Source organism: Streptomyces sp. NPDC046215 (assembly GCF_040646215.1).
GTDB classification, from domain to species: Bacteria; Actinomycetota; Actinomycetes; order Streptomycetales; family Streptomycetaceae; genus Streptomyces; species Streptomyces stramineus.
In genome coordinates this window covers 78509-94751 of record NZ_JBEYZW010000023.1, presented here as the reverse complement: position 1 = coordinate 94751, position 16243 = coordinate 78509, and the positions used below count along the sequence as shown (strand labels likewise).

15 protein-coding genes and 2 pseudogenes are annotated in these 16243 nt (G+C 73.4%); 9 read left to right on the top strand and 8 right to left on the bottom strand.

Going from position 1 to position 16243, the window contains the following annotated elements; genetic code table 11:
- Positions 1-579: 579 nt before the first annotated feature.
- Positions 580-873 (top strand): hypothetical protein, encoded by a 294-nt coding sequence (locus tag ABZ951_RS13285; protein ID WP_344097924.1) that lies wholly within the window; start codon positions 580-582, stop codon positions 871-873.
- Positions 874-1768: 895 nt separating this feature from the next.
- Complete coding sequence (locus ABZ951_RS13280) at positions 1769-2017, top strand: hypothetical protein (protein ID WP_344097925.1); 249 nt, start codon at positions 1769-1771, stop codon at positions 2015-2017.
- 396 nt (positions 2018-2413) lie between these two features.
- Here ABZ951_RS13280 and ABZ951_RS13275 read toward each other — a convergent pair whose 3' ends face one another.
- Positions 2414-4129, bottom strand: coding sequence for a FadD3 family acyl-CoA ligase (locus ABZ951_RS13275; protein ID WP_344097926.1), 1716 nt, complete (start codon positions 4127-4129; stop codon positions 2414-2416).
- Between the two features lie 177 nt (positions 4130-4306).
- Here ABZ951_RS13275 and ABZ951_RS13270 point away from each other — a divergent pair, with 177 nt between their 5' ends.
- From ABZ951_RS13270 to ABZ951_RS13255, 4 genes are read left to right on the top strand one after another with little or no spacing between them, the layout of a single operon-like run.
- On the top strand, positions 4307-5458 hold the full coding sequence (locus ABZ951_RS13270) for a lipid-transfer protein (protein WP_344097927.1): 1152 nt from the start codon (positions 4307-4309) through the stop codon (positions 5456-5458).
- Positions 5459-5464: 6 nt separating this feature from the next.
- Positions 5465-5929: an OB-fold domain-containing protein gene (locus tag ABZ951_RS13265; RefSeq protein WP_344097928.1), complete on the top strand. Its 465-nt coding sequence runs from the start codon at positions 5465-5467 to the stop codon at positions 5927-5929.
- Complete coding sequence (locus tag ABZ951_RS13260; protein ID WP_344097929.1) at positions 5908-6705, top strand: enoyl-CoA hydratase/isomerase family protein; 798 nt, start codon at positions 5908-5910, stop codon at positions 6703-6705. The genes ABZ951_RS13265 and ABZ951_RS13260 overlap by 22 nt, the downstream gene beginning before the upstream one ends.
- 44 nt (positions 6706-6749) lie before the next feature.
- Positions 6750-7571, top strand: coding sequence for a hypothetical protein (locus tag ABZ951_RS13255; RefSeq protein ID WP_344097930.1), 822 nt, complete (start codon positions 6750-6752; stop codon positions 7569-7571).
- Positions 7572-7607: 36 nt separating this feature from the next.
- Here the strand turns inward: ABZ951_RS13255 and ABZ951_RS13250 are convergent, their stop codons facing one another.
- On the bottom strand, positions 7608-10157 hold the full coding sequence (locus ABZ951_RS13250; protein WP_361279835.1) for a PQQ-binding-like beta-propeller repeat protein: 2550 nt from the start codon (positions 10155-10157) through the stop codon (positions 7608-7610).
- 488 nt (positions 10158-10645) lie between these two features.
- On the opposite strand from ABZ951_RS13250, the gene ABZ951_RS13245 reads away from it, so the two are divergent.
- A complete protein-coding gene (locus ABZ951_RS13245; protein ID WP_344095633.1) occupies positions 10646-11293 on the top strand; it encodes a TetR family transcriptional regulator in 648 nt (215 codons plus the stop codon).
- An 81-nt stretch (positions 11294-11374) separates the two neighbouring features.
- Here the strand turns inward: ABZ951_RS13245 and ABZ951_RS13240 are convergent, their stop codons facing one another.
- Together ABZ951_RS13240 and ABZ951_RS13235 are read right to left on the bottom strand one after the other, a co-directional pair.
- Entirely contained in the window at positions 11375-11875 is a 501-nt protein-coding gene (locus ABZ951_RS13240; protein ID WP_344095631.1) for a nitroreductase family deazaflavin-dependent oxidoreductase, read from the bottom strand.
- Entirely contained in the window at positions 11872-13101 is a 1230-nt protein-coding gene (locus ABZ951_RS13235) for an acyl-CoA dehydrogenase family protein (protein ID WP_344095629.1), read from the bottom strand. Before ABZ951_RS13235 ends, ABZ951_RS13240 begins: the two co-directional genes overlap by 4 nt.
- An 87-nt stretch (positions 13102-13188) precedes the next feature.
- On the opposite strand from ABZ951_RS13235, the gene ABZ951_RS13230 reads away from it, so the two are divergent.
- On the top strand, positions 13189-14364 hold the full coding sequence (locus ABZ951_RS13230; protein ID WP_344095627.1) for an acetyl-CoA acetyltransferase: 1176 nt from the start codon (positions 13189-13191) through the stop codon (positions 14362-14364).
- Positions 14365-14398: 34 nt separating this feature from the next.
- Positions 14399-15082: a pyridoxal 5'-phosphate synthase gene (locus tag ABZ951_RS13225; protein WP_344095625.1), complete on the top strand. Its 684-nt coding sequence runs from the start codon at positions 14399-14401 to the stop codon at positions 15080-15082.
- Here ABZ951_RS13225 and ABZ951_RS13220 read toward each other — a convergent pair.
- The 4 genes and pseudogenes from ABZ951_RS13220 to ABZ951_RS13205 all read right to left on the bottom strand — a co-directional run bounded on the left by ABZ951_RS13220 (position 15060) and on the right by ABZ951_RS13205 (position 16101).
- Complete coding sequence (locus tag ABZ951_RS13220) at positions 15060-15203, bottom strand: hypothetical protein (RefSeq protein ID WP_344095640.1); 144 nt, start codon at positions 15201-15203, stop codon at positions 15060-15062. The two genes, ABZ951_RS13225 and ABZ951_RS13220, sit on opposite strands and share 23 nt — an antisense overlap.
- Positions 15204-15245: 42 nt before the next feature.
- Positions 15246-15296 (bottom strand): annotated as a pseudogene (locus ABZ951_RS13215) (hypothetical protein); the annotation flags it as partial.
- A 124-nt stretch (positions 15297-15420) separates the two neighbouring features.
- Positions 15421-15660: pseudogene (locus ABZ951_RS13210) on the bottom strand (GNAT family N-acetyltransferase); the annotation flags it as partial.
- Positions 15661-15669: 9 nt separating this feature from the next.
- The gene (locus ABZ951_RS13205) at positions 15670-16101 is read right to left on the bottom strand and encodes an OB-fold domain-containing protein (protein WP_344095623.1); all 432 of its coding nucleotides are present in this window, start codon (positions 16099-16101) and stop codon (positions 15670-15672) included.
- Between the last annotated feature and the right edge of the window lie 142 nt (positions 16102-16243).

The window sequence follows — 16243 nt, the reverse complement described above, 5'->3', positions numbered from 1 at the left end:
GAGTACGCCCAGTACGCGGGAGATGCTCCGCCTTGCGAGCTACCGCACCGGACGCCGCGGCCTGATCCGGGCTGATCCGTAAGACACGCCCTAGCCGGACGAGCCGAGCCGGCCGCGCCCATCGGCTGGGGCGGGCGGCTCCGCTGTGTGAGGCGGCTGTACCCGGGGGGTGTGCCGGGGGCTCCGGGCCTTGCGGGGCCCCGGGGGACGGCGGAGCCGTCGTACCCTTCAGGGGCCGCTGAGGAGCGCGGGGCAGCCCGCCGGCCGCGCACCTACAGCTCCCGGCGGAGCGGCACCAGGGCCGAACGTCCCGTGAAAACCGCTGTCACGTGCCCGTTCATCGATCGTTTATCGCGACACGCCAACCTTAGTCATGTCGATCCGTCGCGTCGGGGGGCAGGCGGGTCGTAGGTGAAGCTCACGGCATCACCTTTGGGGTGATCACCCTGATCGGGCCCCAACCCCCGTCCGGCGATCCTCGGGGGAGTCGCCGGGCGGGTTTTGCTATCCCGGAGAACCACAGAGCGTCATTTCCCCTTCGGACCATACGACTCGCACTGAACAACGGAAGTGATCGCTATGAGCGATGAACGACAGCTCAAGCCGACTGTGGTGACCACACCACAGGACGACCACGCCGGCGGCGCGACTCTCGCCGCACCCAAGCTCGTTCCGCCGGACGACCACGCGGGGAGCCCGCGTCCGGTGGCTCCGAAGGACGACCACGCGGGGAGCCCGCGCCCGCTCATCGCCCCGATGGACGACCACGCCGGCAGCCCGCGACCGCTGATCGCCCCGACGGACGACCACGCGGGCGGCGGCAAGCCGCTGGCCGTGCTGCAGGACGACCACGCGGGCAGCGAGCCCTTCTGATCAGGCACCGCTGACGAGGATCGGCCGACCGGGAAACCCCCGGCCGACCGATCCCGGCGGGAGCCCACGGGGGCACGGGGGAAACACAGAGACCAACGGGGGAAGACCTGGCAGACGTCCGTCGGGGGGCGGGCACGGCCGGGTTCACCACGGGGGAGAAAACCGACGGGGGAACGTTCGCGGGGCTGGACCAACGGGGGAACAGCCCTACGGGGGAGCGTTCACGGGGAAAAGCGCCAGGCACAACGGGGGAACAGCACCGAAGAAACACCCACGGGGATCACGGGGGAACCACGGGGAACTCGCCAAGGCGACTCCCCTCCCCGTGGGGACAACGGGGGAAACGCAAGGGGGGAAACATCCGGAGGGGCCCCGAGTGGAAACGCACGGGGGAGCCGCACGGGGGACCACCGGAGAAAGGTCACGGGGGAAACACCACGGGGGAAGACCGCACCACACGGGGGAACACCGCACAACAACCGAAGAGAGAGCACAACAACTGAACAGGGACGTCCCAACGGGGGGACCGACCAACGGGGGACTGACAGGGGCCGGCGTCGGCAGCACGGAGGGGAGCCGTCGACGCCGGCCCCTGCAGTCATGCGCACAAGACGGCCCGCCGGGTACCCGACGCGGTACCCGGACGGGCGTCTCGCGTACGGGACCGGACCACACGAGGGAGACCACCGCCCCGACGGCGCCCGGCGCACCGGAGCGGGCGGTACGGAACACCGCGGCGGAGCGCCCACCCGGGACGGGCCGGCCGCCGGACACCCACCTCCGGGCCCTCGCGCGAGCGCCCCCTTCCTCACCCACCACCTTCACCGTCGAACACGTCGACATCGCGACACCCCCCAGTTCAGCCCCGATTCAGCCCCGATCCAGAGGAGTTGCCATGAACCGCACGACCGCCGTCAGCAAAAAGGCGCTCACCATAGCCACCCTGGCCGCAGCCGCAGCCCTCGTCACCGCGGTGCCCGCCTTCGCCGACGACCACCCCACCATCACCCACCCGGCCGCCGTCCAGGTCGGTGACGGAGTCACTGCCGACGCCACCCCGCAGGACGACCACCCCACCGGCGGGTCCGACGACCACCCGACCGGCGGGCGGGACGACCACCCCACCGTTGCCGGGGCACGCTAGAACCACCGCCGGCACCGCCATCGCGCACCGGCCGGGAACCGCCGCGCTCCGAACGCGGCCGTGACCGTGACCGGGGGATCCGGCACGGCACCGGACGGCACCCCTCCACGCATCCGCCACCGGTGTTCCCCTCGGGCTCCCTCCGATCGGGACCGGTCCGGACCACCCCGGCACACGGCACCCTGAACCGGTGACCAGCCGCGCGTTCAGCACAGGCGCGGCCCGGCACGAGCGCCTGCCACCACCCCGCGGCCACCCGCCGGGCGAAGGCGCTCCCCCGGGCCGCGCCCCCGCACCACCCGGGCGCCCGAGGCGCAACCGCACCGGGGAACGGCGCCCCCTCACCCCACGCGGGCGGCGCGACAGAAGACATCCGCGCCAGGGGCCGGGGCTCCGCTACCGCAGCTTCCTCTTCAGAACCTTCCCCGACGCGTTCCGCGGCAGCTCCGCCACGAACTCCACCGCGCGCGGCACCTTGTAGTTGGCCATCTCCCGCCGGGCCCACGCGATCAACTCCTCGCCGGAGACGGCCCGCGCGCCGGCCCGTCTGACCGCGAACGCCTTGCCCACCTCACCGAGCCTGCTGTCCGGCACCCCGACAACGGCAGCCTCCGCCACCCCCGGGTGCCGCACCAGCACCTGTTCCACCTCGGCCGGATACACGTTGAAGCCACCGACCACGAACATGTCCTTGACCCGGCCGGTGATCCGCAGGTTGCCCTCGGCGTCCAGCACCCCGATGTCCCCGGTGTGCAGCCACCCCTCGCGGTCAACGGCCCGCGCCGTCGCTTCCGGGTCCTCGAAATAGCCGGACATCACCTGGTACCCGCGGACCAGGACCTCCCCGGCCTGCCCGGGCGGCAACGCCGCTTTCCCCCCTCCTTCGTTTTCCCTCCCGCCTTCGCCTTCCGCTGCCCCCGAGACCCTTGCCACCTCATTTGCCTTGTGAGCCCCCTTCGCCCCGTCCGTCTCATCGGCCTCGGCCGAGCCGTCTGCCGCGACCACCTTGACCTCGGTATCCGGCAGCGCCCGGCCGGACGTCTCCGCGACCACCTCGGCGGGGTCGTCGCGCCGGCACATCGTGACCACCCCGGTGGCCTCACTCATCCCGTAGGCGGTGAGGACCGTCGCCACCCCCACCTCGTCGCGCAGCCGGTCGATCAGCCGCCGGTCCACCACCGCCGCCCCGGTGACGACCAGCCGCAGGGACGAGAGGCTGTGCGGCCTCCGCGCGGGGTGGTCGAGCAGCGCCTGGTAGAGGGTGGGCGGGCCCGGAAGTACGGATATGCGCTCCGCCGATATCTGGGCCAGCACCCCCTCCACGGCGAACACCGCCTGCGGGACCATCGTCGCGCCCCGCATCAGACCGGCGATGACACCCGCCTTGTAACCGAAGCTGTGCGAGAAGGGGTTGACGATCAGATAGCGGTCTCCTTCCCTCAGCCCCGCCAGCTCGCTCCAGGCGCCGAAGGCACGCAGCGTCTGGGCGTGGGTGGCGATGACGCCCTTGGGCTCGCCAGTGGTGCCGGAGGTGAACATGATGTCCGAGGGCGCGTCGGGTGCCACGGCGTTCGCCCGGGCCCGGACGGCTCCCTCGGGTACCGCGTCCCCCGCGGCCAGGAACTCCTTCCAGGTGTGGAACTCGGCGGGCGCGTCGTCGGCCAGGACGACGACCTGACGCAGGTGCGGCAGCCCGGGCAGCGGCCCCCGCAGGCCCTTGCCGCGCCCCGCCGCGCCGCGCAGCGCGGCGACGTAGGAGGCGCCGAGGAAAGTGCCGGTGACGAAGAGCAGGGTGGCGCGGGTGCGCCCGAGCACCTGGGCGGCCTCGGCCCCCTTGAGGCGGGTGTTGACGGGGACGAGGACGGCCCCGGCCGTCACAGCCCCCAGGGCCGAGACGATCCAGTCGAGGGTATTCGGCGCCCAGACGGCCACGCGGTCGCCGGCCCTGACACCCGCCGCGAGGCAGCCGGCCGCGGCCTGCTCCACCCGTGCGCCGAGTTGCCGGTAGGAGATGCGGACCCGCCCCTCGACCACCGCTTCGCGGTCGCCGTACCGCACCGCGGCCGTGCGGACCAGCCGGGGCAGGGACATGAATTCCAGGTCTCCGCGCATCGGGCGTCCTCCCCCGCCCCGGTCCGCCGCCCCGCCGGGGCCCTCAGGGTGACCGGCCGGAGCGGCGGCCGGATCGGCAGCCGGCGCGAGCACGACACCGCTAGCTGACTGTTCGTCAGATTAGCGATAGCCTTCCACGCTGTCAGCAGTGCCGGCACCGACAGCACGGAGACGGCGATGACGAGAACGCTCAAGGACGCTGCCGCGATCGTCGGCATTGGACAGACCCCTTTCGCCCGACAACTTCCCGAACCTGAGAAGACCCTGGCCTGCCGCGCGATCCTCGGCGCGCTCGACGACGCGGGCATCCCGCCCTCGCAGGTCGACGCCCTGGCCTCGTACACCATGGAGGAGACCGACGAGGTCGAGGTCGCCAAGGCGATCGGCGCGGGCGACCTGACGTTCTTCTCCCGCGTCGGCTTCGGCGGCGGAGGATCCTGCGCGACGGTCGCCCATCTCGCCGCCGCGATCGCCACCGGCCAGGCGACCGTGGGCGTCGCCTGGCGCTCCCGCAAGCGCGGCTCCGGCCCCCGCCCCTGGCGCGACACCCGCGCCCAGCTCCCCACGCCCGCCCAGTGGACCCGCCCGTACGGGCTCCTCCGCCCCGCGGACGAGATCGCCGTGCTCGCCCGGCGCTATATGCACGAGTACGGCGCGACCCGGGAGCACTTCTTCAACGTGGCCCTCGCCTGCCGCAACCGCGCCAACCAGAACCCCGGCGCGATCATGTACGAGCGCCCCCTCACCCGCGAGATGTACATGACCTCGCGCTGGATCAGCGAGCCGCTCTGCCTCTTCGACAACTGCCTGGAGACCGACGGGGCGCTCGCCTGCGTGCTCGTCTCCGCCGACCGGGCCCGCGACTGCCGCCGCGCGCCGGTCTACGTGCACTCCGCGGCCCAGGGCCTGCCCGCGCAGCACCACGGCATGGTCAACTACTGGAACGACGACCCCTTGACCGGGCCCGCCTGGACCGCCGCCCGGCACCTGTGGAAGGGCTCCGACCTCGGACCGCAGGACGTCGACGTCGCACAGATCTATGACGCGTTCACCCCGCTCGTGCCGCTCTCCCTCGAAGGCTACGGATTCTGCGCGCGCGGCGAAGGCGGGGCCTTCACCGAAGGCGGGGCGCTGGAACTCGGCGGCCGCCTCCCGCTCAACACGGGCGGCGGCGGTCTCAGCGAGGCTTACGTCCATGGCTTCAACCTCATCAACGAAGGGGTCAAACAACTCCGCGGCACCTCCACCGCGCAGGTGCCCGGGGCCGCGACCTGCCTGGTCACGGCCGGCGAAGGGGTACCCACTTCGGCGCTGCTGCTGAGGAGTTGAGTCTCCATGTCCTCCATCATGAAGGGCACCACTGACAACGGGCTCCTGCTGCCCGTGCCCGACGCGGACGGCGCCCCCTTCTGGGAGTTCGCCGCCCGCGGTGAGCTGCGCGTTCAGGCGTGCGGCGACTGCCACGAGCCGCGCTTCCCGCCCCGGCCGTGCTGCCCGCGCTGCCGGTCCTTCGCGAGCGAGTGGCGCCGGACGAACGGCCGCGGCCGCATCTGGTCCTACGTCCTGCCCCACCCGCCCCTGCTGCCCGCCTACGCCGAACTCGCCCCGTACAACGTCGTCGTCGTGGAACTGGCCGAGGCCCCGCACATCCGCCTCGTCGGCAATCTCGTGGCCGCGCCCGACGCGCCGCCCGACTCCGTCGACCCGTCCCGGGTCCGCATCGGCGCCCCCGTCCGGGTCGCCTTCACCGAACTCGCCGAGGGCGTCACCGTCCCCCGATGGCTGCTGGAGCGCCCGTGAAACCTTCCGCTTCCGTCCGCACCGAGGTGCGCGAGGACGGCGTCGCACTCGTCACCCTCGACCGGCCCGCCCGGCACAACGCGATCGACCTGACCATGGCCGCCGAACTGGCCGCCGTGTGGCGGGGTTTCCGGTTCGACGACTCCGTGCGGGCCGTGGTACTCACCGGCGCCGGCGACCGCGCGTTCTGCACGGGCATCGACCGCTCCGTCGAAGTCCCGCAGCCGCCCTCACCGTATTCCGTCGACGATCCGCTCCTGACCGTCGGGCCCAAGGCCGCCGATCTGTGGAAGCCCGTCGTGGCCGCGGTCGGCGGCATGGCCTGTGGCGGGGCCTTCTACCTGCTGGGCGAGGCGGAGTTCGTCGTCGCCTCCGAGAACGCGACCTTCTTCGACCCGCACACCTCGTACGGCATGGTCAGCGCGTACGAGGCGATCCACATGGCCCAGCGCATGCCGTTCGGGGAAGCCGCCCGCACGGCCCTGATGGGCACCGCCGAACGGCTCTCCGCACGGCGCGCCTACGAGATCGGCCTGGTCTCCGAGCTGACCGCCCCCGGCGAGGCCGTCCCCGCGGCCCTGCGGGCGGCCGGCACCCTGGCGTCCTTCCCGGCCGAGGCGGTACAGGGCACCGTGCGGGCCCTGTGGGCGGCGAAGGAAGCGGCCCGCGAACGGGCCATGGCCGTCGCCCCGCACCTGATAGCGCTCGGCAACGGGCCGGCCGCGCTGCAGGAAGGTCTCTTCGCCGCCCGCGACCGCGCCTACCGCGTGCGGTGAGCCGTGGGATGGCGGGGCCGCGGTGGCCGCCTTAGCGTCGGGTCATGTCGATGCTGCGCAACGCCATCGGCTCCGTTGTGGCCCTCGCCGGAGCCATGGCCGCCGTGCGGAGCCCGTTCCGGGCCTGGTACGCCGGGCGTCACGGCTCGGACTACCGCACGGAGGACCTCTTCCGGAGCGCGGGCGTCACGGGTGTCCACGCCGGCGTCCTCGGCTCGCTCTTCGCCCCGATGCTGCTGGCCGCCCTGGTGACCCTGGTGGGAATCCTGCGGTGCTCGCGCCTCCTGGTGGCCACGGCCGGCACCCTGGTCCTGGGCGTGACCGTCCTGTGGGCCGTCCGGCAGGGCCAGGCGGCGAGGTCGCTCACGGTCGGCGCCGACGGCCACGGCCTGAACGCCGGCGCGGGCGCCGCCTTCGCCGCCGGTGCCCTGCTGCTGATCGCGGCCGCGATCATGTCCGGCCGCGCTCGGCCCCAGCCGTCCCGCTACCCTCCGTCCGAGCCGGCTCCGGCACCGTACACACCGTACGAGCCGTACGGTGCGGAAGAGCCGTTGGAGGCGTACGCACCGGAAGAGCCGTACGCGACGGAGGGCCCGTACGCAACGGAAGAGCCGTACGCGGCCCCCGAGCCGTATGCGGCGCAGGATCCCTACGCTCCCCATGAGCCGTACGGGCCCGCGCCCCAGGAGCCGTACGGGCCGCAGGCCCCCCACGCACCCCAAGGCCCGTACGAATCACCGGGCCCCGGCGCGCCGTACGAGACCCACGATCCGTACGCGCCCGGGCCGACCGGGCCCCAGCCCTGGCCCCCGTCACCGGACGGGCCGCCCGAAGAACCCCCTCGGCCGCCCCACGACCCCCGCTGACCGCGCACGGCGGCGGACGGCAGGGCGGGCCGGAGGTCAGCGCCGAGAGAGACCCGTGCCCTTGGCCGCGTCCAGCGCGTAGACACAGCGGTCCTTGCTGCAGGCGTAGACCACCCCTCCCATCGCCACCGGAGAGCCCGTGATCTCACCGCCCGTGGCGAGCTTCCAGCGGAGCTGACCACCCGCCGCGTCCACCGTGTACAGGCAGTGGTCCGCCGATCCGAAGTGCACCCGGCCGTCGGCGATGACGGGCGCTCCCACGACGTCGCCACCGGCGGCGAAGCGCCACTTCGGCGTGCCGGTGACCGCGTCCAGCGTGTAGAGGGCGCCGCCGCTGCCCAGGTGCACCGCCCCCGACGCCACCAGCACCGGCTCCGTCGACTGCCGGGGCTCCGTCGCGATGCGCCAGCGGTCGCGGCCGGTCGCCGCGTCCAGGGCGTAGACCGTGCCCAGGTAGTCGGCGATATAGACCCCGCCGCCCGTGACCGCGGGACCGGGCGCGAAGGCGGGCGGGCTCAGGAACACCGCCGGCGCCTCGAACCGCCAGCGCACGTCGCCGCGCGCCACGTCGATGGCGAGCACCCGTGTGCCCGCGGCGACGTAGACCACCCCGTCGGGCGCGGCCAGCAGCCGCACCGGCACCCCGCCGCACGACGCGGTGTCCCCCACGGGGTACGACCACCGCTCCGCGCCCGTACGGGCCTCCAGCGCGCGCAGCCGGGCGTCGGCCCACACGTACACCGTGCCGTCCTGGACGAACGGCCCGCAGTCGGGCGTCTCGAAGTCGGTCTGGAGGCCGCCCATCTCCCACAGCAGCTCGCCGTTGGCGGCTTCCCACGCCTGGACGCCGCCGCCCCGCGTGCCGGTGACGATCGTGCCGCGGTCGGCCCGCAGGGAGTAGACCCATCCGTCGGTCGACAGCCGCCACCGCTCGGCGCCGTCGGCGGCGTCCAGCGCGTAGAGCGTCGGCCCGTCCGAGGCGTGGATGCGGCCGTCCGCGACGGCCATCGCCCACGCCACGTCCCGGGTCTTGAACTGCCGCCGCCCGCTGGCCACATCGAGGGCATGGACCTCGAAGGACGTGACGTACAGCAGGTCTCCCGCGACGGTCGGCGTGCCCCACACGTCATTGGACATCCGGAACCGCCAGGGGCGCCAGCGCCCCTGGTCGCCCTGTGCACCGGCGCCGTCCCCCGGCGGGGCGGGCGCCTGCACCGGCACGGAAGCGGGCGCGCCGGTGGCCGTGCCGGCGGGCGGGCGCACCCAGCCCGTCGCGGACCCGGTGCTCTGGAGGGCGTGCGGGTCGGGCCCGTCGGCGGCGCGCGGACCCGGGCCGATCGGGACCTGCGACCCGGCCAGCCGCACGGACCCGTCGTGGGCGGACACGGGCGCGGCGGGCGCGCCCGCGTGCCGGCCGGGGGCCGCCTGGCCCGTACCCGCGCCGGCGTGGGCCTGGGGCCCGCCGAGGCCACCGCGCGGATCGCGGACGCCGGACGCGCCGGACCGGCCCGTCCCCGCGCCGCCCAGGGGCCCGTCGCCCCACGCGGGGCCGCCGCGCGCGCTCGCGCCCGGCGGGTCGTACGAGGGGACCGGCGCGCGGGACGGCGTGGGCGGCTGAGCGGGCCGGGGCGGCATGGCGGGGCGGCTGCGGCCGCCCCTGGAGCCGGCGCCCGCCGCGGCGGGCCGGTGCCCGGCGCGGCGCTGCTCGATGAGCGAGACCGCGTTGTCCGGGAGCCAGGCGGACGCGGTGCCGCTGTCGTCTCCGCCGCCGGAGGCGAAGAGGTGCGGCGCCAGCTGCGCCTGCAGGTCCGCCGGGGTGGGCCGCTGATCCGCGGCCATCTGCATGCAGGAGTCGATCAGGGGCCGCAGCTCGTCCGGCAGGCCGCCCAGGTCCGGGCCCTCGCGCAGCAGCATGAACACGGTCTCCACCGGGTTCGCCCCGTGGAAGGGGGCGTGCCCGGTCGCCGCGAAGACGAGTGTCGAGCCGAGCGAGAAGATGTCGCTGGCCCCGGTGACACTGCGGGAGTCCCGTGCCTGCTCCGGCGACATGTAGGCGGGCGTTCCCACGGCGACGTTGGTCATCGTCAGCCGGGTGTTGGAGACGCCGGAGGCGATGCCGAAGTCGATGACCCTGGGGCCGTCCTCCACGACAAGAACGTTCGAGGGCTTCAAGTCGCGGTGGACCAGCCCGGCGCCGTGGATGGACTGGAGCGCCTCCGCGACCCCGGCGGCCAGCCACCGCACGGCCTGCGCCGGGAGGGGGCCGCACTCGTTGATGATCTCTTCGAGGGAGGGCGCGGGCACGTATGCGGTAGCCAGCCAGGGCACGGCGGCGCGCGGGTCGGCGTCGACGACGGCAGCGGTGTAGAAGCCGCTGACCGCCCGGGCCGCCTCCACCTCACGGGTGAAGCGGACCCGGAAGAGCTGGTCCTCGGCGAGCTCCGTGCGCACCGTCTTGATCGCCACCCGCCGGCCGGACGCCGAGCGGGCGAGATAGACCAGCCCCATGCCGCCGGCACCGAGTCGGCCGAGCACCTCGAACGGGCCGATCCGTCTCGGGTCGTGCTGCGTAAGCTGCTCCACCACTGGCCTGCCACCTCCCCGTGGGGGCTTGAAGGGTTTCAGCCCCGTGCAGCGTCTCACCGCGAATTATCGCCGGGGTACGCACGCTGATTCTTCCTGGCGAAGGCCGCGGTTGCGAACCCGGGGCATGCTTCGCCGTGTCTCCGTCACATGCGGAACGCCCCGCCCCGCGGTCCGCACGCCTGCTTCCTCCCGTGACGCTCCGTTACCCTGAGGGGCTTCCGGCAGGCACCGCGCGAGGTGTTCCGACTGCCACGTTATCGGGGGATCGCGATTTTCACCCGCCCTGTGGATAACTGTGGGGTACGTACACCACCGTCGTTGTCCACAGGCTGTTGATAAGACGATTCACCGGTACGGGCCAATCCCATCCGATCGTCCCGCCGCCCCTCATATGCCGTCTGAGCTGGGCTTACACCCCACTCCGCCCCCCTGCCCCCATTTGCATGCGGCCGGATCGCGCTCCGATCACCCCTCGGTAAGCTGACGGCATGACAGGACAAGTACGCACCGTCGACGGCCGCGTGGCCGGACGACGAGGGCAGGCGACGCGGCAGAAGCTGCTCGACTGCCTCAGCGAAATGCTCAGCTCCTCGCCCTACCGCGACGTGAAGGTCATCGACGTCGCGCGCAAGGCCGGCACCTCGCCCGCCACCTTCTACCAGTACTTCCCCGACGTCGAGGGCGCCGTCCTCGAGATCGCCGAGGAAGTCGCGAAGGAGGGCGCGAGCCTCACCGATCTCGTCGCCGGCCGCTCCTGGGTCGGCAGGTCCGGCTGGCAGGCCGCCGAAGAACTGGTCGACGGATTCCTCGGCTTCTGGCGCAAGAACGACGCCATCCTGCGCGTCATCGACCTCGGGGCGGCGGAGGGCGACAAGCGGTTCTACAAGATCCGCATGAAGATCCTCAACGCCGTCACCAACTCCCTCACGGACTCCGTCAAGGAGCTCCAGTCCAAGGGCAAGGTGGACAAGGACGTCAGCCCGGCGGCCGTCGCCGGTTCCCTCGTGGCGATGCTCGCCGCGGTGGCCTCCCACCAGAAGGGCTTCCAGAGCTGGGGCGTCAAGCAGGCCGAGCTCAAGCCGAACCTCGCCCTGCTCGTCCACCTGGGCATCACCGGTAAGAAGCCGACGAAGTAACCCCGGCACCTCGCACGTCCTGTCATCGCAGCGGCGGGCCGCTCCGGCCCCGGAGCGGCCCGCCGCAGTGTCATCCCGCCCTCAGTCCCCGTCGGCCCGCCGCGCCCGGGGTTCCAGCCGGAAGAGCCGGATCTCGCGCTCCACGCGTGCCTGGTAGCGCGCGTACGGGGGCCAGAACCTCACCGCCGCCGCCCACGCGGTTTCCCTCTCCGCCCCCTTCAGCAGCCGTGCCCGTACGGGTATGTCCCGCCCCTGCCAGCTGATCTCCGCGTCCGGGTGCGCCAGCAGATTCGCCGTCCACGCGGGATGACCGGGCCGGCCGAAGTTGCTGCCGATCAGCACCCAGGTCCGCACGGGCCCGTCTTCCCGCATACAGGCGAGCGGCGTCCGCCGGGACTGCCCGGTCCGCGCGCCCGTCGACGTCAGGAGGACGCTCGGCAGCAGACGCCCGCTGAGCAACGCCCTCCCGCCCGTCAGCCGGTGTACCGCGCGGTCCAGCGCCGGTATGAAGAGGGGTGCCGTCCGCGCGAAGAGGCGAGTCGAGGTCACCTTCTGGACCAGTCGTTTCACCGTGCTCGTCACAGCGTCACCCCTCGCTTCTCGACCAGGCCGTCGAAAAGCCCGGCCGCGTCCGCCGCCCGTGCCCGCAGGCGGTGCACCGGGCCGAACAGCAGCTCGTCCGACGCGGCCCGCTTGAAGTACAGCTGGACGTCATGCTCCCACGTCACCCCGATGCCGCCGTGGAGCTGTACGGCCTCGCCCGCGACCAGCCGCAGGGCCTCCAGCGCCTGTCCCAGCGCGAGCCCGCCGGCCACGGCCGCCTCTCCCTCGCCGTCCGCCGCTGCGCCCCCCGCCGCCCATGCCGCGTAGGAGACCGCCGAACGTGCCACCTGGACCGCCACGTACAGGTCGGCCAGGCGGTGTTTGACCGCCTGGAACGAGCCGATCGGCCGCCCGAACTGTTCGCGCGACCGCGTATAGGCGACCGTCCGCTCCAGTGCCCCGTCCGCCGCGCCCACCGCCTCGGCGGCCAGCAGCACGGCCGCGCTCCGGCCCAGCCGGGCGAGCGCGGCCGGCACGTCGGCCTCTCCGGACCCCAGAAGACGGGCGGGCGCGTCCCGTAGTTCGACTCGGGCCTGTGGCCGTGTCTCGTCCAGGGCGGTCAGCCGCGTCCGGGTGACACCGCTCGTCCCGGCGGGCAGCAGTGTGAACAGCAGGGTGCGGCCGCAGACGTACCCGCCGGTGCGGGCGGCGACGAGCAGCAGCCCGGCGCTGTGCCCGTCGAGCACGTGCGTGGCCTCCCCGTACAGCCGCCACCCGCGGCCGTCACCGGCCGGGCGCGCCTGTACGCCGCCGGCCCGGCCTCCGCCGGCCCAGTCCCCGCCGTTCGGCCCGGTCAGCCCGAGCGCCGCCGGGAGGGTGCCGCCCGGCACCACGAGCGCGCCCGTCAGGTCCCCGGCGGCGACGCGCGGCAGCAGCTCGTCCCGCTGCGCCTCCGTGCCCAGGGCGGCGACCAGGGGGACCACCAGGCCCGCGGTGGCCGTCAGCGGGGACGGCAGCAGCACCCTGGCCGTCTCCTCGCAAGCCAGCGCCAGCTCCATAAGGCCGCACCCCGCCCCGCCGTACCGGGAATCCACCGCCAGCCCGGGCAGCCCCGGCCGCACCGCGAGCCGCCGCCACAGGGCCGTGTCGTAGCCGGCCGGCGTGCGGACCGCCGCCCTGACGTCCCCCGGTCCGCAGCTCTTGAACAGCAGTGCGCGCAGGGTGCGCCGGATCTCGTCCTGCTCGTCGCTCAACGCGGGGTCCATCGGCGGGCTCCCTTCAGCCTGACGGGCCGTCATATTAGGGAAGCCGGGCTTACTTTCCCAGCGTTCACCTGATGTACCGTCAGATTCATGACCCCTGGCAGCACGCGGAAAGTAGCCGTCGTCGGTGTCTCCCTCTCGGACTGCGGCCGCGTCGACGCGGCCACCCCTTACGACCTGCACGCACAGGCCGCCCGGCGCGCCCTGGCCGACTCCGGGCTCGACCGGGCCGTCATCGACGGCCTCGCCTCCGCCGGGACGGGCCTGCTCGCCCCCTTGGAGATCGCGGACCACCTGGGACTGCGGCCCACATGGGTCGACTCCACCACGGTCGGCGGGGCCACCTGGGAGGTCATGGCCGCGCACGCGGTGGACGCCATCGCCGCGGGCCACGCGAACGTCGTCCTCCTGGTCTACGGCTCCACCGCCCGTGCCGACATCAAGGCGGGCCGCCGCACCGCCGGCCTCTCCTCCGGGGCACGAGGACCCGCCCAGTTCGAGGCTCCCTACGGACACACCCTCATCGCCAAGTACGCGATGGCCGCCCGCCGTCACATGTTCGAATACGGCACGACCGTTGAACAGTTAGCCGACGTCGCGGTTCAAACCCGTTCCAACGCCCGGCACAACCCGCAGGCCATGTACCGCACACCGATCTCCGTCGACGACGTCCTCGCCGGCCCGATGATCGCCGACCCTTTTACCCGGCTCCACTGCTGCGTACGGTCCGACGGAGGCTGCGCCGTGCTGCTGGCCGCGGAGGACTACGTGACCGACACCGCGAGCTCACCCGTGTGGGTGCTGGGGGCCGGTACCGCGGTCTCGCACGCGGCGATGTCGGAGTGGGACGACTTCACCGTGACCCCGGCCGCGGTCTCCGGGCCCCTCGCCTTCCGGCGCGCGGGAATCACCCCGCAGGAGGTGGACGTCGCGGAGCTGTACGACGCCTTCACCTATATGACGCTGGTGACGCTGGAGGACCTCGGTTTCTGCGCGAAGGGCGAGGGCGGCGCGTTCGTTGCGAAGGGCAGGCTGACGACCGGGGGCGGGCTGCCGGTGAACACGGACGGCGGCGGCCTGTCAGCGTGCCACCCGGGCATGCGGGGGCTCTTCCTCATCGTCGAGGCCGTCCGCCAGCTGCGCGGTGAAGCGGAGGAGGGCCGACAGGTCCGCGTGGCCGGCGGGGGGCTCCCCCGGCTCGCTGTCGCCTCAGGGACGGGCGGGTGGTTCTGCTCCTCCGGCACGCTGGTCCTGGCCCGCGACTGACGGCTCCGGGCAGCCGGAAGGTTGGATGGGCACCATGAACAGCGAATCGGACGACGACCGCCAGGATTCCTTCCGTGCGCTCCTGCGCTCCTTGCGCATGTGGGACACCACGCTGCCGCCCTTCGACCCGGCCTCCGCTCCCGCCGACCCGCTGCCCCTCTTCCAGCAGTGGCTGCGGGAGGCGGCCGCCGCCGGTTCCCCCGAGCCGCACACGATGAACCTGGCGACCGCGGACGCCGGCGGGCGCCCCTCGGTACGCACGCTCATGCTCCACGACGCCGACGAGCGCGGCTGGCACTTCGCCACCCACCGCACGAGCCGGAAGGGCCGGGAGCTGGCCGCCCGGCCCGAGGCGGCGCTCAGCTTCTACTGGCCGGCCGTGGGACGTCAGGTACGGATCCGGGGCACGGTGACGGCCGCCGGGCCGGCCGAGAGCCGCGCCGACCTGGCCAAGCGGTCGACCGGCGCCCTCGCGGCCGCGCTGGTGGGGCACCAGAGCGAGACCCTGCCCTCGTACGAGGAGCTGGAGAGGGCCTCGGACGCGGCCGGGGAACGGGCCGCGCGGGAACCCGCGGCGCCCGCGGACAGCTGGACGCTGTACGTCCTGCGGGCGGAGGAGGCCGAGTTCTTCCAGGGCGACGCCCGGCGCCGGCACGTCCGGCTCGTCTACCGGCGGACCGCGGAGGGCGCGTGGGTCACGGAGCTGCTCTGGCCGTGAGGTCGGGCACCGGGTCGGTGGCTATCCGGGCGTGCAGATGGATGTCCCGCATGCCGCCGTCCCCGCCCGGCATCGCGCCCCGCAGGGTGCCCTCCAGGGCGTAGGAGCAGCGCTGGGCCACCCCGCAGGAGGCGTCGTGGCCGAGGGCGTGCGCCAGCTCGATCCGATGCAGGACCAGCTCCTCGCGGAACGCCCACCGGCTGACGGCGTCCAGGGCCCGCGAGGCATAGCCCCTGCCGCGGAACTCGGGCAGGATCCAGTACCCGGCCCGCGCGCTCCGGTGCAGGGGGATCGATCACGGCGAGGCCGACGTTGCCCACGACGGCGTCGGGCCCTTCGGCCTGCGCGGTGATGGCGAACGAGACGGCGTCGCCCCGCTCCCATCCGGCGGCCGCGCGCCTGATGAAGTCCCGCGCGCCCTCCTCGTCGGGGGTGGGCGGGGTGACGGTGTTCCAGCGCCGGAAGTCCGGGTCCGAGATGCCGCGCAGGGCGGCGTCCAGATCCCCTTCGTCCCAGGGGCGCAACAGCAGGTCGTACTCACCGATCCACACCGGCCTCCCTGCCTGCGGCCGTCTCATATCGAACATTCAACGCGGCCTGAACACAGGAATGTTCAGGGCATCGCACGGCTCCGCTCCGCCTCCCGGCCGGAAACAGACCCGCAGCGCCATCCCGACGCGCAGTTCGGCCTCGGGGCAGTCCACGACCTCGGTCATCATGCGCGGCCCTTCCGCCAGGTCCACGACGGCGGCGACATAGGGCAGCCGCTCACCGAAGGGCGGCAGGTCGTTCACATGGACGACCGACCAGGTGTAGAGCGTGGCTTGGCCGCTCGCCTCGCTCCAGGTGACGTCGTCGCTCCAGCAGCGCGGGCAGAACACGCGCGGGTAGTGGTGCGCCGCGCCGCACCATTCGGCGCGGCAGCGGCGTATGAGCAGCCGGCCGCGCGCGGCGGCGTCCCAGTAGGGGCGCGTGAAGGTGTCGACCTCCGGAATGTCGAAGCGTACGGTCCCGCCCATATCACCGGTCCCTTCCGTGGAGCCGCCTTGCGGGTTCGGCGCCGTTCCGGTTGTTCCCTGCCGACGCCATTCCTGACGCCTCGTCAACTCTGTAGCCTGACTGTACGTCAGCTTGTCGGCCATTGAGCAGGAGTGGACGAGA